The sequence below is a fragment of the Pseudarthrobacter cellobiosi genome, from assembly GCF_023913815.1.
Lineage (GTDB): Bacteria > Actinomycetota > Actinomycetes > Actinomycetales > Micrococcaceae > Arthrobacter > Arthrobacter cellobiosi.
In genome coordinates this window covers 23,769-38,668 of record NZ_JAMXBK010000018.1, presented here as the reverse complement: position 1 = coordinate 38,668, position 14,900 = coordinate 23,769, and the positions used below count along the sequence as shown (strand labels likewise).

The 14,900-nt window shown below is 65.5% G+C and carries 14 protein-coding genes and 2 pseudogenes; 9 read left to right on the top strand and 7 right to left on the bottom strand.

Features of this window, described 5'->3' with window-relative positions; translation table 11 throughout:
- Nucleotides 1–235: 235 nt before the first annotated feature.
- Nucleotides 236–712 (top strand): annotated as a pseudogene (gene infC / locus NG701_RS21315) (translation initiation factor IF-3); the annotation flags it as partial.
- A 320-nt stretch (nucleotides 713–1,032) separates the two neighbouring features.
- Here infC and NG701_RS21310 read toward each other — a convergent pair.
- A pseudogene (locus NG701_RS21310) lies at nucleotides 1,033–1,137 on the bottom strand (hypothetical protein); the annotation flags it as partial.
- Between the two features lie 342 nt (nucleotides 1,138–1,479).
- Between NG701_RS21310 and rpmI the strand changes: the two are divergent.
- The 3 genes from rpmI to NG701_RS03875 all read left to right on the top strand — a co-directional run bounded on the left by rpmI (nucleotide 1,480) and on the right by NG701_RS03875 (nucleotide 3,192).
- On the top strand, nucleotides 1,480–1,674 hold the full coding sequence (gene rpmI, locus NG701_RS03885) for a 50S ribosomal protein L35 (RefSeq protein WP_009358635.1): 195 nt from the start codon (nucleotides 1,480–1,482) through the stop codon (nucleotides 1,672–1,674).
- A gap of 119 nt (nucleotides 1,675–1,793) precedes the next feature.
- Nucleotides 1,794–2,249: a 50S ribosomal protein L20 gene (gene rplT / locus NG701_RS03880; protein ID WP_056342954.1), complete on the top strand. Its 456-nt coding sequence runs from the start codon at nucleotides 1,794–1,796 to the stop codon at nucleotides 2,247–2,249.
- A gap of 49 nt (nucleotides 2,250–2,298) precedes the next feature.
- A complete protein-coding gene (locus tag NG701_RS03875) occupies nucleotides 2,299–3,192 on the top strand; it encodes a TrmH family RNA methyltransferase (protein WP_252564714.1) in 894 nt (297 codons plus the stop codon).
- A 78-nt stretch (nucleotides 3,193–3,270) separates the two neighbouring features.
- On the opposite strand, the gene NG701_RS03870 is transcribed toward NG701_RS03875, so the two are convergent.
- Complete coding sequence (locus tag NG701_RS03870; RefSeq protein WP_056342958.1) at nucleotides 3,271–3,546, bottom strand: GlsB/YeaQ/YmgE family stress response membrane protein; 276 nt, start codon at nucleotides 3,544–3,546, stop codon at nucleotides 3,271–3,273.
- Nucleotides 3,547–3,749: 203 nt separating this feature from the next.
- Here NG701_RS03870 and NG701_RS03865 point away from each other — a divergent pair, with 203 nt between their 5' ends.
- Nucleotides 3,750–4,754: a cation diffusion facilitator family transporter gene (locus tag NG701_RS03865; RefSeq protein WP_252564712.1), complete on the top strand. Its 1,005-nt coding sequence runs from the start codon at nucleotides 3,750–3,752 to the stop codon at nucleotides 4,752–4,754.
- A 59-nt stretch (nucleotides 4,755–4,813) separates the two neighbouring features.
- Here the strand turns inward: NG701_RS03865 and NG701_RS03860 are convergent, their stop codons facing one another.
- A complete protein-coding gene (locus NG701_RS03860; RefSeq protein ID WP_252564710.1) occupies nucleotides 4,814–6,022 on the bottom strand; it encodes an MFS transporter in 1,209 nt (402 codons plus the stop codon).
- A gap of 67 nt (nucleotides 6,023–6,089) precedes the next feature.
- On the opposite strand from NG701_RS03860, the gene NG701_RS03855 reads away from it, so the two are divergent.
- Nucleotides 6,090–6,542, top strand: a complete 453-nt coding sequence (locus tag NG701_RS03855; protein WP_252564708.1) for a (deoxy)nucleoside triphosphate pyrophosphohydrolase — start codon at nucleotides 6,090–6,092, stop codon at nucleotides 6,540–6,542.
- Between the two features lie 10 nt (nucleotides 6,543–6,552).
- Here the strand turns inward: NG701_RS03855 and NG701_RS03850 are convergent, their stop codons facing one another.
- The 3 genes from NG701_RS03850 to NG701_RS03840 all read right to left on the bottom strand — a co-directional run bounded on the left by NG701_RS03850 (nucleotide 6,553) and on the right by NG701_RS03840 (nucleotide 8,943).
- Entirely contained in the window at nucleotides 6,553–7,668 is a 1,116-nt protein-coding gene (locus NG701_RS03850; RefSeq protein ID WP_252564706.1) for an Rv2578c family radical SAM protein, read from the bottom strand.
- 145 nt (nucleotides 7,669–7,813) lie between these two features.
- Nucleotides 7,814–8,458, bottom strand: a complete 645-nt coding sequence (locus NG701_RS03845) for an SIMPL domain-containing protein (RefSeq protein ID WP_252564704.1) — start codon at nucleotides 8,456–8,458, stop codon at nucleotides 7,814–7,816.
- Between the two features lie 2 nt (nucleotides 8,459–8,460).
- Complete coding sequence (locus NG701_RS03840; RefSeq protein ID WP_252564702.1) at nucleotides 8,461–8,943, bottom strand: hypothetical protein; 483 nt, start codon at nucleotides 8,941–8,943, stop codon at nucleotides 8,461–8,463.
- A 201-nt stretch (nucleotides 8,944–9,144) separates the two neighbouring features.
- Here NG701_RS03840 and pheS point away from each other — a divergent pair, with 201 nt between their 5' ends.
- The 3 genes from pheS to NG701_RS03825 are packed head-to-tail and all read left to right on the top strand — an operon-like array spanning nucleotide 9,145 to nucleotide 13,472.
- The gene (pheS, locus tag NG701_RS03835) at nucleotides 9,145–10,206 is read left to right on the top strand and encodes a phenylalanine--tRNA ligase subunit alpha (RefSeq protein WP_252564700.1); all 1,062 of its coding nucleotides are present in this window, start codon (nucleotides 9,145–9,147) and stop codon (nucleotides 10,204–10,206) included.
- A 2-nt stretch (nucleotides 10,207–10,208) separates the two neighbouring features.
- Nucleotides 10,209–12,752, top strand: coding sequence for a phenylalanine--tRNA ligase subunit beta (pheT, locus tag NG701_RS03830; RefSeq protein WP_252564698.1), 2,544 nt, complete (start codon nucleotides 10,209–10,211; stop codon nucleotides 12,750–12,752).
- A 45-nt stretch (nucleotides 12,753–12,797) separates the two neighbouring features.
- Nucleotides 12,798–13,472, top strand: coding sequence for a 4'-phosphopantetheinyl transferase family protein (locus NG701_RS03825; protein WP_252564696.1), 675 nt, complete (start codon nucleotides 12,798–12,800; stop codon nucleotides 13,470–13,472).
- 45 nt (nucleotides 13,473–13,517) lie between these two features.
- On the opposite strand, the gene NG701_RS03820 is transcribed toward NG701_RS03825, so the two are convergent.
- Entirely contained in the window at nucleotides 13,518–14,873 is a 1,356-nt protein-coding gene (locus NG701_RS03820; RefSeq protein WP_374208650.1) for a M1 family metallopeptidase, read from the bottom strand.
- Nucleotides 14,874–14,900 lie beyond the last annotated feature (27 nt).

Below are 14,900 nucleotides of genomic sequence, written 5' to 3'. Positions count from 1 at the left end.
GCGGGATTTGTTCTGTAGAATGACATGCAGTTTGCAAGCGGAGTACCCTCCCACCCGCGTCAGCCGTTTTCCCGGCGGAAGTAATTCCTGAGGAAGCAAGGTTGCCGGGTATCGGTCGGACAGTTCTTTCAGGCGTTGAGCCTGGGGAAGTGCGCACTGCCTCTAGTGAGGTCGGTGCATCCGATCATCGAGGCCTTCGATTGCTCCGGCAATTGGGGGCCTTCTCTATTTGCCGGTGGAATACCACATCAATCACAGGAGCTTTAACATTAGCGAGCCAAGAATCAATGAGCGTATCCGCGTCCCCGAGGTGCGGTTGGTCGGTCCTGCAGGTGAACAGGTAGGAATCGTCCGTATTGACGATGCCCTGCGTTTGGCTGCCGAGTCCGATCTTGATCTCGTTGAAGTTGCACCGCAGGCCAAGCCTCCGGTGTGCAAGCTGATGGACTTCGGCAAGTACAAGTACGAGGCCGCCGTCAAGGCACGTGAAGCACGGAAGAACCAGACCAACACTGTTCTGAAGGAAATCCGCTTCCGCCTCAAGATTGACACCCACGACTACGAGACCAAGCGCGGCCATGCACTGCGCTTCCTCGGTGCCGGTGACAAGGTCAAGGCCATGATCCAGTTCCGCGGCCGTGAGCAGCAGCGTCCGGAAATGGGCATCCGCCTGCTCCAGCGCTTCGCTGACGATGTCGCCGAAGTGGGCGTTGTTGAGTCCAGCCCGCGTATCGATGGCCGCAACATGGTCATGGTTGTGGGCCCGCTGAAGAACAAGGCCGAAGCCAAGGCTGAGGCACGCCGCGCATCGCAGCGTGCAGAGGCCAAGGCGCAGAACGAAGCGAAAGCTACGGGCGGCGGCCGCATCGACGTCTCCGGCGACGACCAGGCACCGCTGACGCAGTCGCTGGCTGACCTTCTTCCGGAAGGTTTCGCCATCACCACGGAGCCGGAAACCGAAGCTCCGGCACAGCCTGAAACGCCTGTTGAAGCCGCTCCGGAAGCCGAAGCACCTGTCAAGGAAGCTCCGGCGAAGGAGGCTCCCGTCCAGGAAGCCGCCGCGAAGGAGGCTCCCGTCCAGGAAGCCGCCGCGAAGGCAGCCCCCGTAAAGGAAGCCGCCGTCCAGGAGGCGCCCAAGCAGGCTGCCCCGAGGGCTGCTGCTCCCAAGCGTGAGGCTCCCAAGGCAGCCCCGGCGCCGGTCAAGGCTCCTGTCGCTGCCAAGCCTGCCGGAGCTGCGGCTCCGGCAGCCCCGAGGCCGCCGGTGCCGATGCCTAAGCCGATCGCCCGGCCGGCAGCGCCGAAGCCTGCTGCAAGGCCTGCCCCCAAGGCAGCTCCGAAGCCGGCTGGCAAGAAGACTACCTAGTTCAAAGCTGCGGGAGGTTATCCTCCTGCAGTACGCAACCAGCATGCCGCCTGCAGGGGTGGCTGCTCGAAAGAACTGCAGACAATGTCTGTGGACACGTAAGGAGATCGGTTCCCATGCCGAAGATGAAGACCCACAGTGGTGCTAAGAAGCGCTTCAAGCTGACCGGCAGCGGCAAGCTGCGCCGCCAGCAGGCCAACCGCCGCCACTACCTTGAGCACAAGTCCTCCAGGCTGACTCGTCGCCTCGCCGGCGACAAGATTGTCTTCAAGGGTGACGCTAAGGTCATCCGGAAGATGCTCGGCATCTAAGTTCCAAGTTCTCTGACTGATGCCACCTGGCAGCAGTCAACTACCAAAAAGGCTTCTCAGGCCAGCCGGTTGTTCCGGCAGTAGATGCTTGGGATCAGAATTTTCGAAGGAGTACGCACGTGGCACGTGTGAAGAGGGCGGTCAACGCCCACAAGAAGCGCCGGGTTATCCTTGAACGCGCAAAGGGCTACCGTGGACAGCGTTCACGCCTGTACCGCAAGGCCAAAGAGCAGCTGCTGCACTCGTTTGTGTACAGCTACGGCGACCGCAAGAAGAAGAAGGGCGACTTCCGCCGCCTGTGGATCCAGCGCATCAATGCTGCATCCCGCGCCAACGGCCTGACTTACAACCGTCTGATCCAGGGCCTGAAGGCCGCTGAGGTTGAGGTTGACCGCCGTATGCTTGCTGAGCTGGCCGTTTCGGATGCGAACGCATTCGCCGCGCTGGTGAAGATCGCCAAGGATTCCCTGCCTGCTGACACGTCCGCTCCGGCCGTCGAGGCTGCAGCCCCCAAGGCTGCCAAGGCACCCAAGGCCAAGGCTGCAAAGCCTGCCGCTGACGTAGCTGCCAAGTAGCACCCACGCCAGTTCGAGGACTGGTGGCTGAAGCCACTAAGGTTCTTATATGAACGAAACCGGGCGCCCGCAAGACTTTCCACTCTCCAACCCCCGAGCTGATCGGGTGAGGAAGGTGGCACAGCTTGCCGGGCGCCCGGCCCGTTTAAAGCGCAGCGAGTTTCTGGCGGAGGGTCCCCAGGCTGTCCGTGAGGCCCTGACCCTGCACCAGAAAAGGATTGCAGCGGGGGAGCCCGGCGTCGTCTATGAGGTGTACGCGAGCGAGGCCTGCCTCGACCGGCACCCGGACCTGGAGGCTCTCGCGGAGGGCATTGACGCATACCTTACTACCGACGAAGTGCTGGCCGCGATGGCGGACACGGTAACCCCGCAGGGCATTCTCGCGGTCTGCGGTTTCCTGGACGTGAGCCTTAAGCAGGTCCTCGACGCAGGCCCGCGGCTGATTGCAGTGCTGTGTCAGGTCCGGGACCCCGGCAACGCCGGCACCGTGCTCCGGGCAGCTGACGCGGCAGGGGCGGACGCCGTCATCCTGACCTCGTCCAGCGTTGACATCTATAACCCCAAGGCGGTCCGTTCCACCGCCGGTTCCCTGTTCCATCTGCCCGTCGTCCTGGGCGCCGATATTGGGGACGTGGCAGCCGCCTGCCGCGCGCGGGGGATTGGCATACTGGCCGCCGACGGCGACGGTGACGTCAACCTGGATACGCTCCAGGACGAAAACGCCGCCCGCCGGATCGCAGGCCCTGGCGTCGAATCGCTGTTCGCCTTGGAGGGGCCCACAGCGTGGCTATTCGGAAACGAAGCGCAGGGGCTCGCCGAAGATGAACTGGCCTTGGCCGATCACCGGGTGGCCGTGCCCGTTTACGGCGCAGCGGAAAGCTTGAACCTCGGCACAGCGGCAACAGTGTGCCTCTACGCGAGTGCCAGGTCCCAGAAAGCGTGACTGAATACGTGACTTAAAGGCAGGGCCCCGGGCGTTCTCCGGGGCCCTTGCTGTATGAATCAGATGAGGTGTGGGTAATCAGGGCGCCCGGGTGCTCTTGCTGCGTCCCGTGATGGCGCCGTAGACGCCGGCAACTACCAGGCCGCCTACGATAGCCAGGATCCAAGTACCCAGATCAAAGAAGGCAAGGTCACCCTTGCCGAACAGGAGGCTGCCAATCCAGCCGCCTACAATTGCGCCGACCACGCCGAGCACGAGACTCGTCACCCAGCCGCCGCCGACTTTGCCCGGCATAACGGCTTTAACGATGGCCCCTACGATGAGGCCGAGAATAATCCAAGCAAGAAAACCCATGTCTCCTCCTTCATATTCGTCGGGATTAAACGTCCCGATTAGTGTTCAAGCTAACATACGGCCCTTCTAATGTCAGCAGGCTTAGTGCATGTCAGGGATGCGTCGTCTGCACCCGAAAAGGTACGGTGTTCGTGGGCGGAGCCGACTGCGGCGCCGCGAATTTCCCTGCTTGTTCTTGAAACCTGTGAAGAGGAGAAGCCTCCGTGGCTGCAAATGGCGGTACCAAGGCGATCGTCGCGGCCCTAGCCGCAAACCTGACCATCGCCGTCCTGAAGTTCGTGGCCTTTTTTCTGACGGCATCCTCGTCAATGCTGGCCGAAGCCATCCACTCCGTGGCCGACTCGGGCAACCAACTGCTGCTCCTGATCGGCGGCAAGCGCGCCAGGAAGGCTGCCAGCCTAGAGCACCCGTTCGGGTATGGCCGGGAACGCTACATTTACGCTTTTATCGTCTCGATCGTGCTCTTCAGCGTGGGCGGGCTTTTCGCACTGTTCGAAGCGTGGGAGAAGTTGCAGCACCCGCACGCCATCGAAGGGGACTTCTGGTGGGTTCCTCTGGCGGTGCTGATCGGTGCCATTGTTGCTGAGTCCTTCTCGTTCCGGACCGCCATCATCGAATCCAACCACGTCCGCGGCAAGCAGGGCTGGGTGAGCTTTGTGCGCACGGCCAAGCAGCCGGAGCTGCCGGTCATCCTGCTGGAAGATCTCGGGGCGCTTCTTGGCCTTGTGTTCGCGCTCGTGGGTGTGAGCATGACCCTCGTCACCGGCAACGGGATCTGGGACGCCGCGGGTACCGGCATGATCGGCTTGCTGCTCGTGGCCATCGCTGTGGTGCTGGCTATCGAAACCAAGTCCCTGCTGCTGGGCGAGTCCGCCACCCGGGATGACGTGGCCCGCATCAGTGAGGCCATCGAGGCCGGGGGACACAACCGCATCATCCACCTCAAGACCCTTCACCTCGGACCGGAGGAGCTGTTGGTGGCCGCCAAGATCTCCGTGAGTGCGGCAGAAACCGGCCGGGACATCGCCGCCGCGATTGATAGTGCAGAGTCCCGAATCCGCACGGCCGTTCCGATGGCCCGGGTGATCTACCTCGAACCGGATCTGCACCGCGAGGACAGTCGCACGGACGAGGACTCAGGCGCCGGTCAGGTTCCCAGTGCCGGCCAGATAGCCGCGGAGGCCGGGGCTCAGGACCTGCAGGCCTGACGCTCCTGCCTCAGCGCACCGAATGCTTCGGTGAAGCCGCTGCCCGCCCGTTCCCAGTATCAGGCGGCCAGCGGCTTTTTGCGTTCCAGGACGCCGCTGGTCACCGCGATGCCAAAGCCCAGGACTGCCAACACGGCGCCCACGAGCGCGGGTGCCACGAAGCCCCAGCCCCAGGCGATCACTACGCCCCCCAGGAAGGCGCCAAGGGCATTGGCAACGTTAAGCGCGGCGTGGTTGAGCGAAGAAGCGAGGGAGGGGGCGTCCGGCGACGCATCCAACAAACGGGTCTGCAAGGCCGGGATCAGCATGGAGCCGGACGCTCCCACCACAAAGACCATCACCAGGGCTGACCAGGGCCAGTGCACAGCCACCGCGTAAACCACCAGTGCGACGGCGATCCCGGGCAGGACCCAGTACAGCGTCCCCATCACCGACTTGTCGGCCAGCCTGCCGCCGACGACCGTACCCGCCACCATGCCCAGCCCGTAGAGTGCTACCACAATGGGCAGCAGCGATGCCGGAATCCCGGCCACCAGGGTCATGGTGTGGGCAATGTAGGTGTAGGTCGCGAAGAAGCCACCAAAGCCCACGATGCCGATCAGGATGGCCAGCCACACCTGAAGCCGTTTGAGCGCACCGAGTTCGCGGCGGATGCTCGCGTCAGGATGAGGTGCCTGGTACGGAACATAGCGCCACAGCAGGACCAGCGTCAGCAAGCCAATGCCTCCTACGAGGAGGAACAGCAGCCGCCAGCCAAAGGTCTGGCCGACCCAGGTGGCCGCGGGTACGCCGATGACGTTCGAAACGGACAGGCCCGCCATCACCATGGAGATGGCCCAACCGCGACGGGTGGGGGAAACCAGGGAGGCGGCGATCACGGCCGCGACCCCGAAGAAGGCACCGTGCGGCAGTCCGGCTGCAAACCGGGAAACCAGCATGCTGCCGTAGTCGGGAGCAAGATAGGAGGTCAGGTTGGCCAGCGTGAAGAACAGCATGAGGCCGAGCGCGAGGTGTTTGCGTGGCAGTTTGGCACCGACTGCGGCGAGCAGCGGCGCGCCCACCACGACTCCGAGGGCATAGGCGGAAATGAGGTGCCCGGCCTCCGGGGTGCTGATGCGGAGTCCTTGTTCCACCTCTTTCAACAGGCCCATCATGGTGAACTCCGTGACACCGATGCCGACGCCGCCCATAGCCAGCGCCAAAATTGCTGCGCCAACGTGCGGAGTCTTCGCCCTGGAAGCGGTGGAGGTTTGGACGACGCTGCTCATGTGCCTGCTTTTCAAAGGGGATGCTGGGGGAAGGCCCCCAAACCATTCTCCCTCATAGACTGGGGCGGTGAATGGACTGATACAGGTAGTTGGCGGAGCAATAGTGGACTCGTTGGCGAACCCTGCGCGCATGCTGGTGGCTAGGCGGACTGCTCCCGAGCAGTTCGCCGGATTTTGGGAATTTCCCGGCGGAAAAGTGGATGCCGGTGAGGAATGCGAGGCCGCATTGCACCGGGAACTGAGTGAGGAGCTCGGCGTGCGTGTCCGGCTGGGGCTCGAGCTTCCGGCAGCGGCGGCCACCGGATGGCGGCTGAACGACCGGGCAAGCATGCGGGTCTGGCTGGCCGAAATTATCCAGGGCGAGCCGCAACCCCTCGAGGACCACGACGCATTACGCTGGGTCGCGCTGACGGACCACCGGGAAGTGCTGGACCTGCTCTGGATCCCGGCCGATTTCCCCATTGTCGAAGCCCTCCTGCACTCACTCAGCGCGCAGCAGCAAGACACGCACGCGCGTTGAAATCCTGACGTCAGAACAGTGTAGGTTGACGGAGCGCTGTTGCTTCGTCGGCGTTCCGAAAGTCAGCGCCTGCTGTCCCGGGGACAGGCAGGATTCCTTCCGGATACTGGGCTTCCTCGCCGCGGGGATCGTCCGCCAGATCGCGGTGGCTGAAACCGTGGCCGCTGGTGAAGCCGTGCCGCTGCTTGAAGTAGCGGACTTTGGCGGCGAGCCACGTGCGGTATTCCTTGGTCGCGTAGGACCCTGTGTCGTAGAGGCGCCGGTAGCGGCCAGCCAGTTCCGGATGGTTCTTGGCAATCCACTGCATAAACCACTCGCGTGTACCCGGCTTCAGGTAAAGGGCGCCGGCCGTCACCCCCGTGGCTCCTGCTGCGGACAGGGAGCTGAAGAGGGCATCGAGCGCTTCGTCGCTGTCAGAGAGCCACGGAAGGATGGGCATCGCCATAACGCCGCAGGGGAGCCCGGCCTCGCGCAAGCGGGAGACGAGCTTCAGCCGCGCACGCGGCCCCGGCGTGCCTGGTTCCACAGCTTCCGAGAGTGCCTCGTCCGTCATGGCCAGGGAAATGCCCACCCCTACCGGCACCTGGGCGGCAGCCCTCTTCAGGAGCGGAATGTCCCGGGCCAGCAACGTCCCCTTGGTGAGGATGGACAATGGCGTGCCTGAGTCAGCCAGCGCCGTGATGATTCCCGGCATCAGCTGGTAGCGGCCCTCGGCCCGCTGATAGGGGTCCGTGTTGGTGCCAAGCGCCACCTGGTGGCGGCCCCAGGACGGCTTAGCCAGCTCCTTCCGGAGGACCTCGGCGGCATTGACCTTGACCACCACCTGGCTGTCGAAATCCAGCCCGGCGTCAAAGTCTAGGTACGTGTGGCTCTTGCGCGCAAAACAGTAAACACAGGCATGGCTGCAGCCGCGGTACGGGTTCACGGTCCACTCGAACGGCATCCGCGACCCGGCCACCACCTTGTTGAGCACCGATTTGGCGGTGACCTCATGGAAGGTGATGCCGGCGAATTCGGGGGTGGTCACAGAACGGACCAACCCGGCAAGGGGGAGCAGGGCAGGTGATGGGCCACTTCCGAGGTCATCGGCGGGCCGGGGCATCAGTGCTTGTGCATCCCATCTCATATCCCCCATTCGAATATATGTTCGAACTTAAGTCAAGGGCCGGGCGCTGCGGAAGTCCGCGCGCCGGGCTCACCTCCGGCCCCGCGGAACCCTGGACCCTGGACTTCCCACGGGAACCGTCACCCTTTACTTCCCACGGGAAACGTCAGGCCTGCAGTTCCCACACCACGGTGACACTGGCGTTAATGCTCGCGTGGCCCGCTTCCACATTGATGGCTTCGCTGGCGGCGGCGCGCTGGATCCGCGCCACCGGAACCGGCCCGGGCGCATCGGGGCGCTCGGCAACGGACATCACCGCGCCAAGCCGCGCGGACGCCAGGGATGCAAACTGTTCGGCCCTGGCAGCGGCATCCTGCCAGGCAGCTTCCCGGGCGAGGGAAGCGACGGCTGACTCATCCGAGAAGCCAAGCTCGAGTCCGTTCAGGCGCACGTCATCGCCGCCGGCATCGACTGCGGCCGCTATGACAGCGGACGCCGCGCTCACCTGCCGCAGGCGCACGGTGAGCACACTGGAGGTCACGTACCCGGTCACCTGCTGGCCCCCGCCGTCGCGCCAGACGACCTCCGGCCGGACATTCAGCCCGGAGGTCCGGATGTCCGCGTCAGCCACGCCGTGCCGGCGGAGCGCACCGGATACAGCCCCGGATGCTGTTCCCGCATCCGCATAGGCGGCGCCCACGCTGTCCCGCCGGCACTCGACGCCCACAGAAATCGTCAGTAAGTCGGGTGGCGCCTCAGCCGTCCCCGTCCCGGTCACGGTGATGGTCCTGGTGTTGGGTTCGCCCGTCATTGTCAGACCTCGATTCTGCCGGCCCCATGCAGCGCCGGCTTTGGTGTCCTGATGTCAACGTAACCGCCGGCTGCCAGGCCGGCTTGCCGCTCGAAGAAATTTGCCGACGCCGGATTGCCCGTCCGGAGCTGCGACCAGCCGGCGGCCAGGAAATACAGCGGAAGGAAGGGCAGCCCCAGGCAGTAGGCGTACTGGCTGCAGTGCTTTTCCTCATGCCCCAGAAGCGCCGGATTGGACGTCAGTTCTTCAGTCCGGATCCGGCAGATGACCACGTTGCCCAGGGTGAAAGCCCCCGCAAACGGAATGCGCCACCGGTAGCCGGACGCTATGACCAGCCCGCGGGGGCCTTTGCTGACGGCGGTTCCCGCAGCCGCGGCAACGGCCAGGCCCAGCAGGGTAGTGCCGTTGGCCAGGTTGGCGAACTGCCGTACCCGCTGCCCCGGCGTCAACAGCTGCGCGGCTGCCCGGCCCTGCCCTGGTGTCATGAGGCCATGGTAGCCGGAGCCTTCACTTAGACTGGAGGATAGTGGCCGCCAGTTTTGACCGGTGTGCCCTGACCTGGTCATCGAGTGCATTCATCAAGCATGGATTCACGGAATGACCTGCCAGTGACGGATGCGCTGCGGGGAAACCGCGCACGGCTGCACCGCTCACCGGCAGCCCCGACTCGTAGCTAAGAACAGTAGATGACTGAAACTTTGCCGGGCGCCGCCATCCCGAACCCTACGGATGAAGCCGCCATCACCGCCGCTGTAGACCAGGCCATCGCCGCCATCGCCGGCGCTGGCTCCCTTGACGAACTCAAGGCGGTGAGGCTGGCCCACACCGGTGAGAAGTCACCGCTCAGCCTGGCCAACCGGGAGATCGGCGGCCTGCCGAAAGACCAGAAAGCCGTAGCCGGAAAGCTCATGGGCTCATCCCGGGGCCGGGTCAACAAGGCGCTCGCGGACCGCACCGTCGAGCTGGAAGCTCAAAACGACGCCCGGATCCTGCTAGAAGAGACAGTGGACGTCACTGCCGCGCCGCGCCGTCGTCGGGCCGGAGCGCGGCACCCGCTCTCCACCCTGCAGGACCGAGTGGCGGACATCTTTGTTGGCATGGGCTGGGAAATCGCCGAAGGCCCCGAGGTTGAATCCGAGTGGTTCAACTTCGATGCGCTCAACTTCAAGCCGGACCATCCGGCCCGCGAAATGCAGGACACGTTCTTCGTGGAGCCGCCCGAGGCGCACCTCCTGATGCGTACCCACACCTCGCCGGTCCAGGTCCGCTCCATGCTGGAACGCGAAGTGCCGATCTACGTGCTGTGCCCCGGCAAGGTGTTCCGCACCGACGAGCTTGACGCCACGCACACCCCGGTGTTCCACCAGTTCGAGGGCCTGGCCATCGACAAGCACCTGAGCATGGCAGACCTCCGCGGAACACTGGAGCACTTCGCCCGGCAGATGTTCGGCGACGAAGCCCAGATCCGGCTGCGCCCCAACTACTTCCCGTTTACCGAGCCGTCCGCCGAGCTGGACATCTGGCACCCGGGCGCCAAGGGCGGCCCGCGGTGGATCGAGTGGGGCGGCTGCGGCATGGTCAACCCCAACGTGCTCCGCGCGGCGGGCATCGACCCGGACATCTATTCAGGTTTTGCCTTTGGCATGGGCATCGAGCGCACCCTGATGTTCCGCAACGAGGTGGGCGACATGCGCGACATGATCGAAGGCGATGTACGTTTCAGCGAGCACTTCGGGATGGAGATCTAACAGTGCGTATCCCACTTTCCTGGCTGCGTGAATTCGCAGCAGTACCGGCCGGAGCAACGGCCGAAGACGTGATGGCCGAACTGGTCAAGGTCGGTTTTGAAGAAGAGGACGTTCACCGCCCCACGGACACCCTTCAGGGTCCGGTTGTGGTGGGCCAGGTCCTGAGCATCGTCAAGGAGCCCCAGACCAACGGTAAAACCATCAACTGGTGCCAGGTCCGGGTTGTCCCCGAAGGCCAGGAACAGACCCTGACCGGCGGAGGCATCGACCCGTCCGGCGTGCAGGGGATCATCTGCGGCGCCCACAACTTCGTTGAGGGCGACAAAGTAGTGGTCACCCTGCCCGGCGCGGTCCTGCCCGGCGACTTCCGGATCTCCGCCCGGAAGACCTACGGCCACCTGTCCGCCGGCATGATCGCCTCCGTCCGCGAGCTTGGCATCGGCGAGGACCACGACGGCATCCTGGTCCTGTCCCGCATCGGGCTTGATCCGGAAATCGGCACGGACGCCATGGAACTGCTCGGCCTCTATGACCAGGCAGCCGAGATCAACGTGACCCCGGACCGCGGCTACGCGTTCTCCATCCGTGGTGTGGCCCGTGAATACGCCCACGCCACCGGCACCATATTCACGGACCCCGCTACCAAGGTCCAGGCCCCGTCGGAACTTTCCGGTGGCTACGGCGTCAAGCTCAACGACGACGCTCCCATCTACGGCAAGCCTGGCTGCGACCGTTTCGTGGCCCGCACCGTCCGTGGCGCCGACGCCACCAAGCCGACGCCCCCGTGGATGACCTCGCGGCTGCGGCTTGCCGGGATCCGCTCCATCTCCCTGCCCGTGGACATTTCCAACTACGTGATGCTAGAGCTTGGCCAGCCCACGCACTGCTATGACCTGGACAAGCTGTCCGGCGACATCGTGGTCCGGCGTGCCGTGGCGGGGGAGAAGATCACCACCCTGGACGACAAGGAGCGCACGCTCGACGTCGAGGACCTCCTCATCACCGACAGTTCCGGCGCGATCGGCATTGCCGGCGTGATGGGCGGCGCAGCCACCGAGGTGAGCGATTCGACGTCGAACGTCCTGGTGGAAGCGGCGCACTTCGACGAGGTGTCCATTGGCCGTTCCCGCCGCCGGCACAAGCTGCCGTCCGAGGCGTCCAAGCGCTTCGAGCGCGGCGTCGACTGGCACGTGGCGGACATAGCCGCCCAGCGTGTTGTTGACCTCCTGGTGGAACTCGCCGGTGGGGTTGCCGACCAGGCGGGGACCGACGTCGGGACCGCGCCGGACGCCGTGACCATCGCGCTGCCGGCAGCCTTCGCCGCCCAGCGGATCGGCATCGATTTCACGGAAGAACAGATCACCACCTCGCTAGTGGACCTGGGTGCCGTGGTGGAAAAAGCCGACGGCGGCTGGACCGTTACCGCCCCCAGCTGGCGCAACGACCTGGAAACCAAGGAAGACCTTTCCGAGGAAATCGCGCGGCTGGTGGGCTACGACAACATCCCCGCCACCCTTCCGGTGGCCCCTCCGGGACGTGGCCTGACCCGCGTGCAGCAGCAGCGCCGTCGGCTCATCCAGTCACTGGCTGACGCCGGTCTGACCGAAGTCCTCGCCTACCCGTTCGTCTCCAAGGCGGCCAACGACACATTCGGCGTCGCCGAGCTGGGTGCTGCCCGGAGCGCGGTCAAGCTGGCGAACCCGATCAGCGAGGAACACGGCTTCCTGCGCACGTCCATCCTCCCCGGGCTCATCGAGGTGGCCAAGCGGAACTACTCCCGCGGCTTCCGCGACCTGGCGCTCTTCGAGTCGGGCCTCGTTTTCCTACCGGACGAGACCGTGGGCACGCCGTCCATCCCGCCGCTGGGCGTCAAGCCTTCCGACGAGGTGCTGGATGCACTGTACGACGGCGTTCCGGACCAGCCGCTGTACGTCGCCGCTGTCCTCACGGGCCACGATTCACCCGCTGCCGCCGGCCACACGCCGCGCTTGTGGGACTGGTCCGACGCGCTGGACATCGCGCGGCTCGCCGGGGACGTCCTGGGTGTGGAGGTTGTGGTCAGCCAGGGTGCGCACCAGGCGTTCCACCCGGGCCGTGCCGCGCAGCTCTCGCTGCGGACCGGTGAAGTAGTGGGTTACGCCGGCGAGCTGCACCCGAAGCTCCTGGCCGCGCACGACATGCCTGCCCGTTCGGTGGCGCTGGAATTCAACGCGGATGCGCTGTTCGAGGCAGCCGCGGATGTGATTGTGGCCCGCCACATCTCCACGTTCCCGGTGGCCACCCAGGACGTTGCCCTGGTGGTGCCGCAGGACATTCCCGCGGACCAGGTCCTCGAGGCGCTCCGCGAAGGCGCCGGCGAGCTGCTGGAGGACGTGGCGCTGTTCGACGTCTACGCCGGCAAGGGTATTGAAGAAGGCAAGAAATCGCTGGCCTTCGGCTTGCGTTTCCGGGCATCGGACCGGACGCTGACGGCCGATGAAGCCTCGGCTGCGCGCGAAAGCGCTGTGGCCCTGGCGGCAGAGCGCTTCGGCGCCGTCCAGCGCTAAGCACGGATCCGGATGGCAGGGCCGGGACCAGAGATGGCGGGGCCGGTGGCGCCAGTGCCGGTTCTGCGGTCCTGGTCTCTCGGATTACAGGGAGGGCAGGATCCGACGGCGGGCCGCCAGTCAATAGTTCTGGGGCCCGCCGAGCTGGCCCGCGCAGCTGCCCTGGCACCCGGCCCGCGGGCCGTTTTTGTCGCTGGCCGGCGTGCCCTGCGAAGGTTCGCAGCAGAATTGCTGGACGTCCCGGCGTCTGACCTCACCACTCACTTCAGCTGCCCCCGGTGCGGCTCCGGCCCCGAGCTATCGCACGGCAGGCCGGGCTATACGCTCAGGGGAGAGCCGCTGCCGCTCGCGCTGAGCCTGTCCCGTAGTTCCGGGTGGATCCTGTTGGGCGCCGTGGTGGATCCACCTGCCGGAGTCACGATGGGCCTGGACCTGGCGGACCCGTCCGGCATGGCCTTTGAGGGGTTCGACGGCGTGGCCCTCACCGCCGCCGAGCGCGCGGCCCTGGCCGGGATGGCCGGGCCCCTGCTGCTTCAGGCGCGGGCACGGCTCTGGGCGCGCAAGGAAGCTTGGCTCAAGATGACGGGCGACGGTCTCGCCACGGCGCCGGACACTCTCGACGTTTTGTCGCGCCCGGAAATCCGGGACCTGGCCGCCGGCGAGGCGGGCCTCCCGCTCAACTTTCGCGCCGCCGTCGCGGTTTCGCGCGGCGGCAGCTAGCGCACCGGCCGAATGCAGCGGGGGCCTGCCAGCGCACTCTGCCTGTCAGCGCACCGGCAGCGGCGGAAGTGCTGCCTCGAGCAGCCACGGGTGCAGCAGCGCCTCGGTGTCGAGGCCGGTGGCCCGGTCCGCGGCGAGGATAAAGGCCGCCGTGGACACTGAACCGTGACGGTGGGCATCCGTCCAGTCGTGCAGCAGCGCAAAGAATGCCAGGTCGCCGCAACGGATCCGCAGAGCATGGAGGGCCAGGGCGCCCCGCTTGTAGACGCGGTCATCAAACATCAGCTCCGGTCCGGGGTCGCCCACGATGATGTCCTGGCTGCCGGCGGCCAGCTTCCGCCAGGCTGCGGCGGCCCGGTTCGCGACAGGAAGGACGCCCGCCTCCTCCGACCAGATCCACTCCGCGTAGCACGCGAAGCCCTCGTGGAGCCAGATGTCCGACCAGGATGCGGCAGTGAGGGAGTTCCCGAACCACTGGTGCGCGAGCTCGTGGGCGATGAGCCGCTGGGATTCCCACTCCTGCGTCAGGTGGTTCCGGCCCAGAATGGAGAGCGTCTGCGCTTCGAGCGGTATTTCCAGCTCGTCTTCGGTCACCACCACGGAGTATTCAGGGAAAGGGTAGGGCCCGAAACAGTTGGCAAAGGTGCGCATCATCTCAGGCTGCCTCGCCAGGCCTTCGCGGGCCGCATCGACCAACAGCGGCGGGACGGCGGCGAACTGCGGAACCTGCCCGTCCACGGGGAAGGGAGTCAGGGCGAGGAACTCATACCGGCCGATCTGGACCGTGGCAAGGTAGGTGGCCATGGGCTCGGTCTGTTCGTAGACCCAGGTCTCGCGGCTTGCCCTGCCGGTGTGGGAGATCAGGGTGCCGTTACACACGGCCCGGTAATTGGCGTCGGTGGTCACACTGATCCGGTAGCTGGCCTTGTCACCGGGGTGGTCGTTGCACGGGAACCATGAGGCGGCACCGTTCGGCTGGCCGGCCACAAGGACGCCGTCGGTGAGTTCCTCCCAGCCCACCTCGCCCCAGAACCCGCGCCGGGGACCAGGGTTGCCTTCGTAGCGGATGTCGAGGGTAAATTCCTCGCCCGCCGGCAGCGCGGCCTCGGGCACAATGACCAACTGCCCTGCGCGCTGGCTGAACTTTTTTACCCGGCGCCCGCTGAGCTGGATCTTCGTGGCCCGGAGCCCGGTAAGGTCCAGCACGAGGGCCGCCGTCGCGTACTGCGTGACTGCGTTCAGGACCGCGCGCCCGCTCAGGCGGTTATTGCTGAGCTTGTAGTCAATGTCCAGTTCGTAGCGGCTGACCTTGTACGCGTTCGTGCCATGGCCGGGCATATAGGGGTCAGGCGCAGATGCGCCGTGCTCCGAGTTGCGTGCAGGGCCGGTACTCGCGGCCATGGGGCTCGGTGCGGGGGAACTCATAAG

Coding starts and splice junctions, on each gene's coding strand:
- pheS (WP_252564700.1), top strand. CDS start 9,145: ATGACTGAAACTTTGCCGGGCGCCGCCATCCCGAACCCTACGGATGAA.
- NG701_RS03875 (WP_252564714.1), top strand. CDS start 2,299: ATGAACGAAACCGGGCGCCCGCAAGACTTTCCACTCTCCAACCCCCGA.
- NG701_RS03860 (WP_252564710.1), bottom strand. CDS start 6,022: ATGAGCAGCGTCGTCCAAACCTCCACCGCTTCCAGGGCGAAGACTCCG.
- NG701_RS03845 (WP_252564704.1), bottom strand. CDS start 8,458: ATGACGGGCGAACCCAACACCAGGACCATCACCGTGACCGGGACGGGG.
- NG701_RS03840 (WP_252564702.1), bottom strand. CDS start 8,943: ATGACACCAGGGCAGGGCCGGGCAGCCGCGCAGCTGTTGACGCCGGGG.
- NG701_RS03850 (WP_252564706.1), bottom strand. CDS start 7,668: ATGAGATGGGATGCACAAGCACTGATGCCCCGGCCCGCCGATGACCTC.
- NG701_RS03820 (WP_374208650.1), bottom strand. CDS start 14,873: ATGGCCGCGAGTACCGGCCCTGCACGCAACTCGGAGCACGGCGCATCT.
- rpmI (WP_009358635.1), top strand. CDS start 1,480: ATGCCGAAGATGAAGACCCACAGTGGTGCTAAGAAGCGCTTCAAGCTG.
- NG701_RS03870 (WP_056342958.1), bottom strand. CDS start 3,546: ATGGGTTTTCTTGCTTGGATTATTCTCGGCCTCATCGTAGGGGCCATC.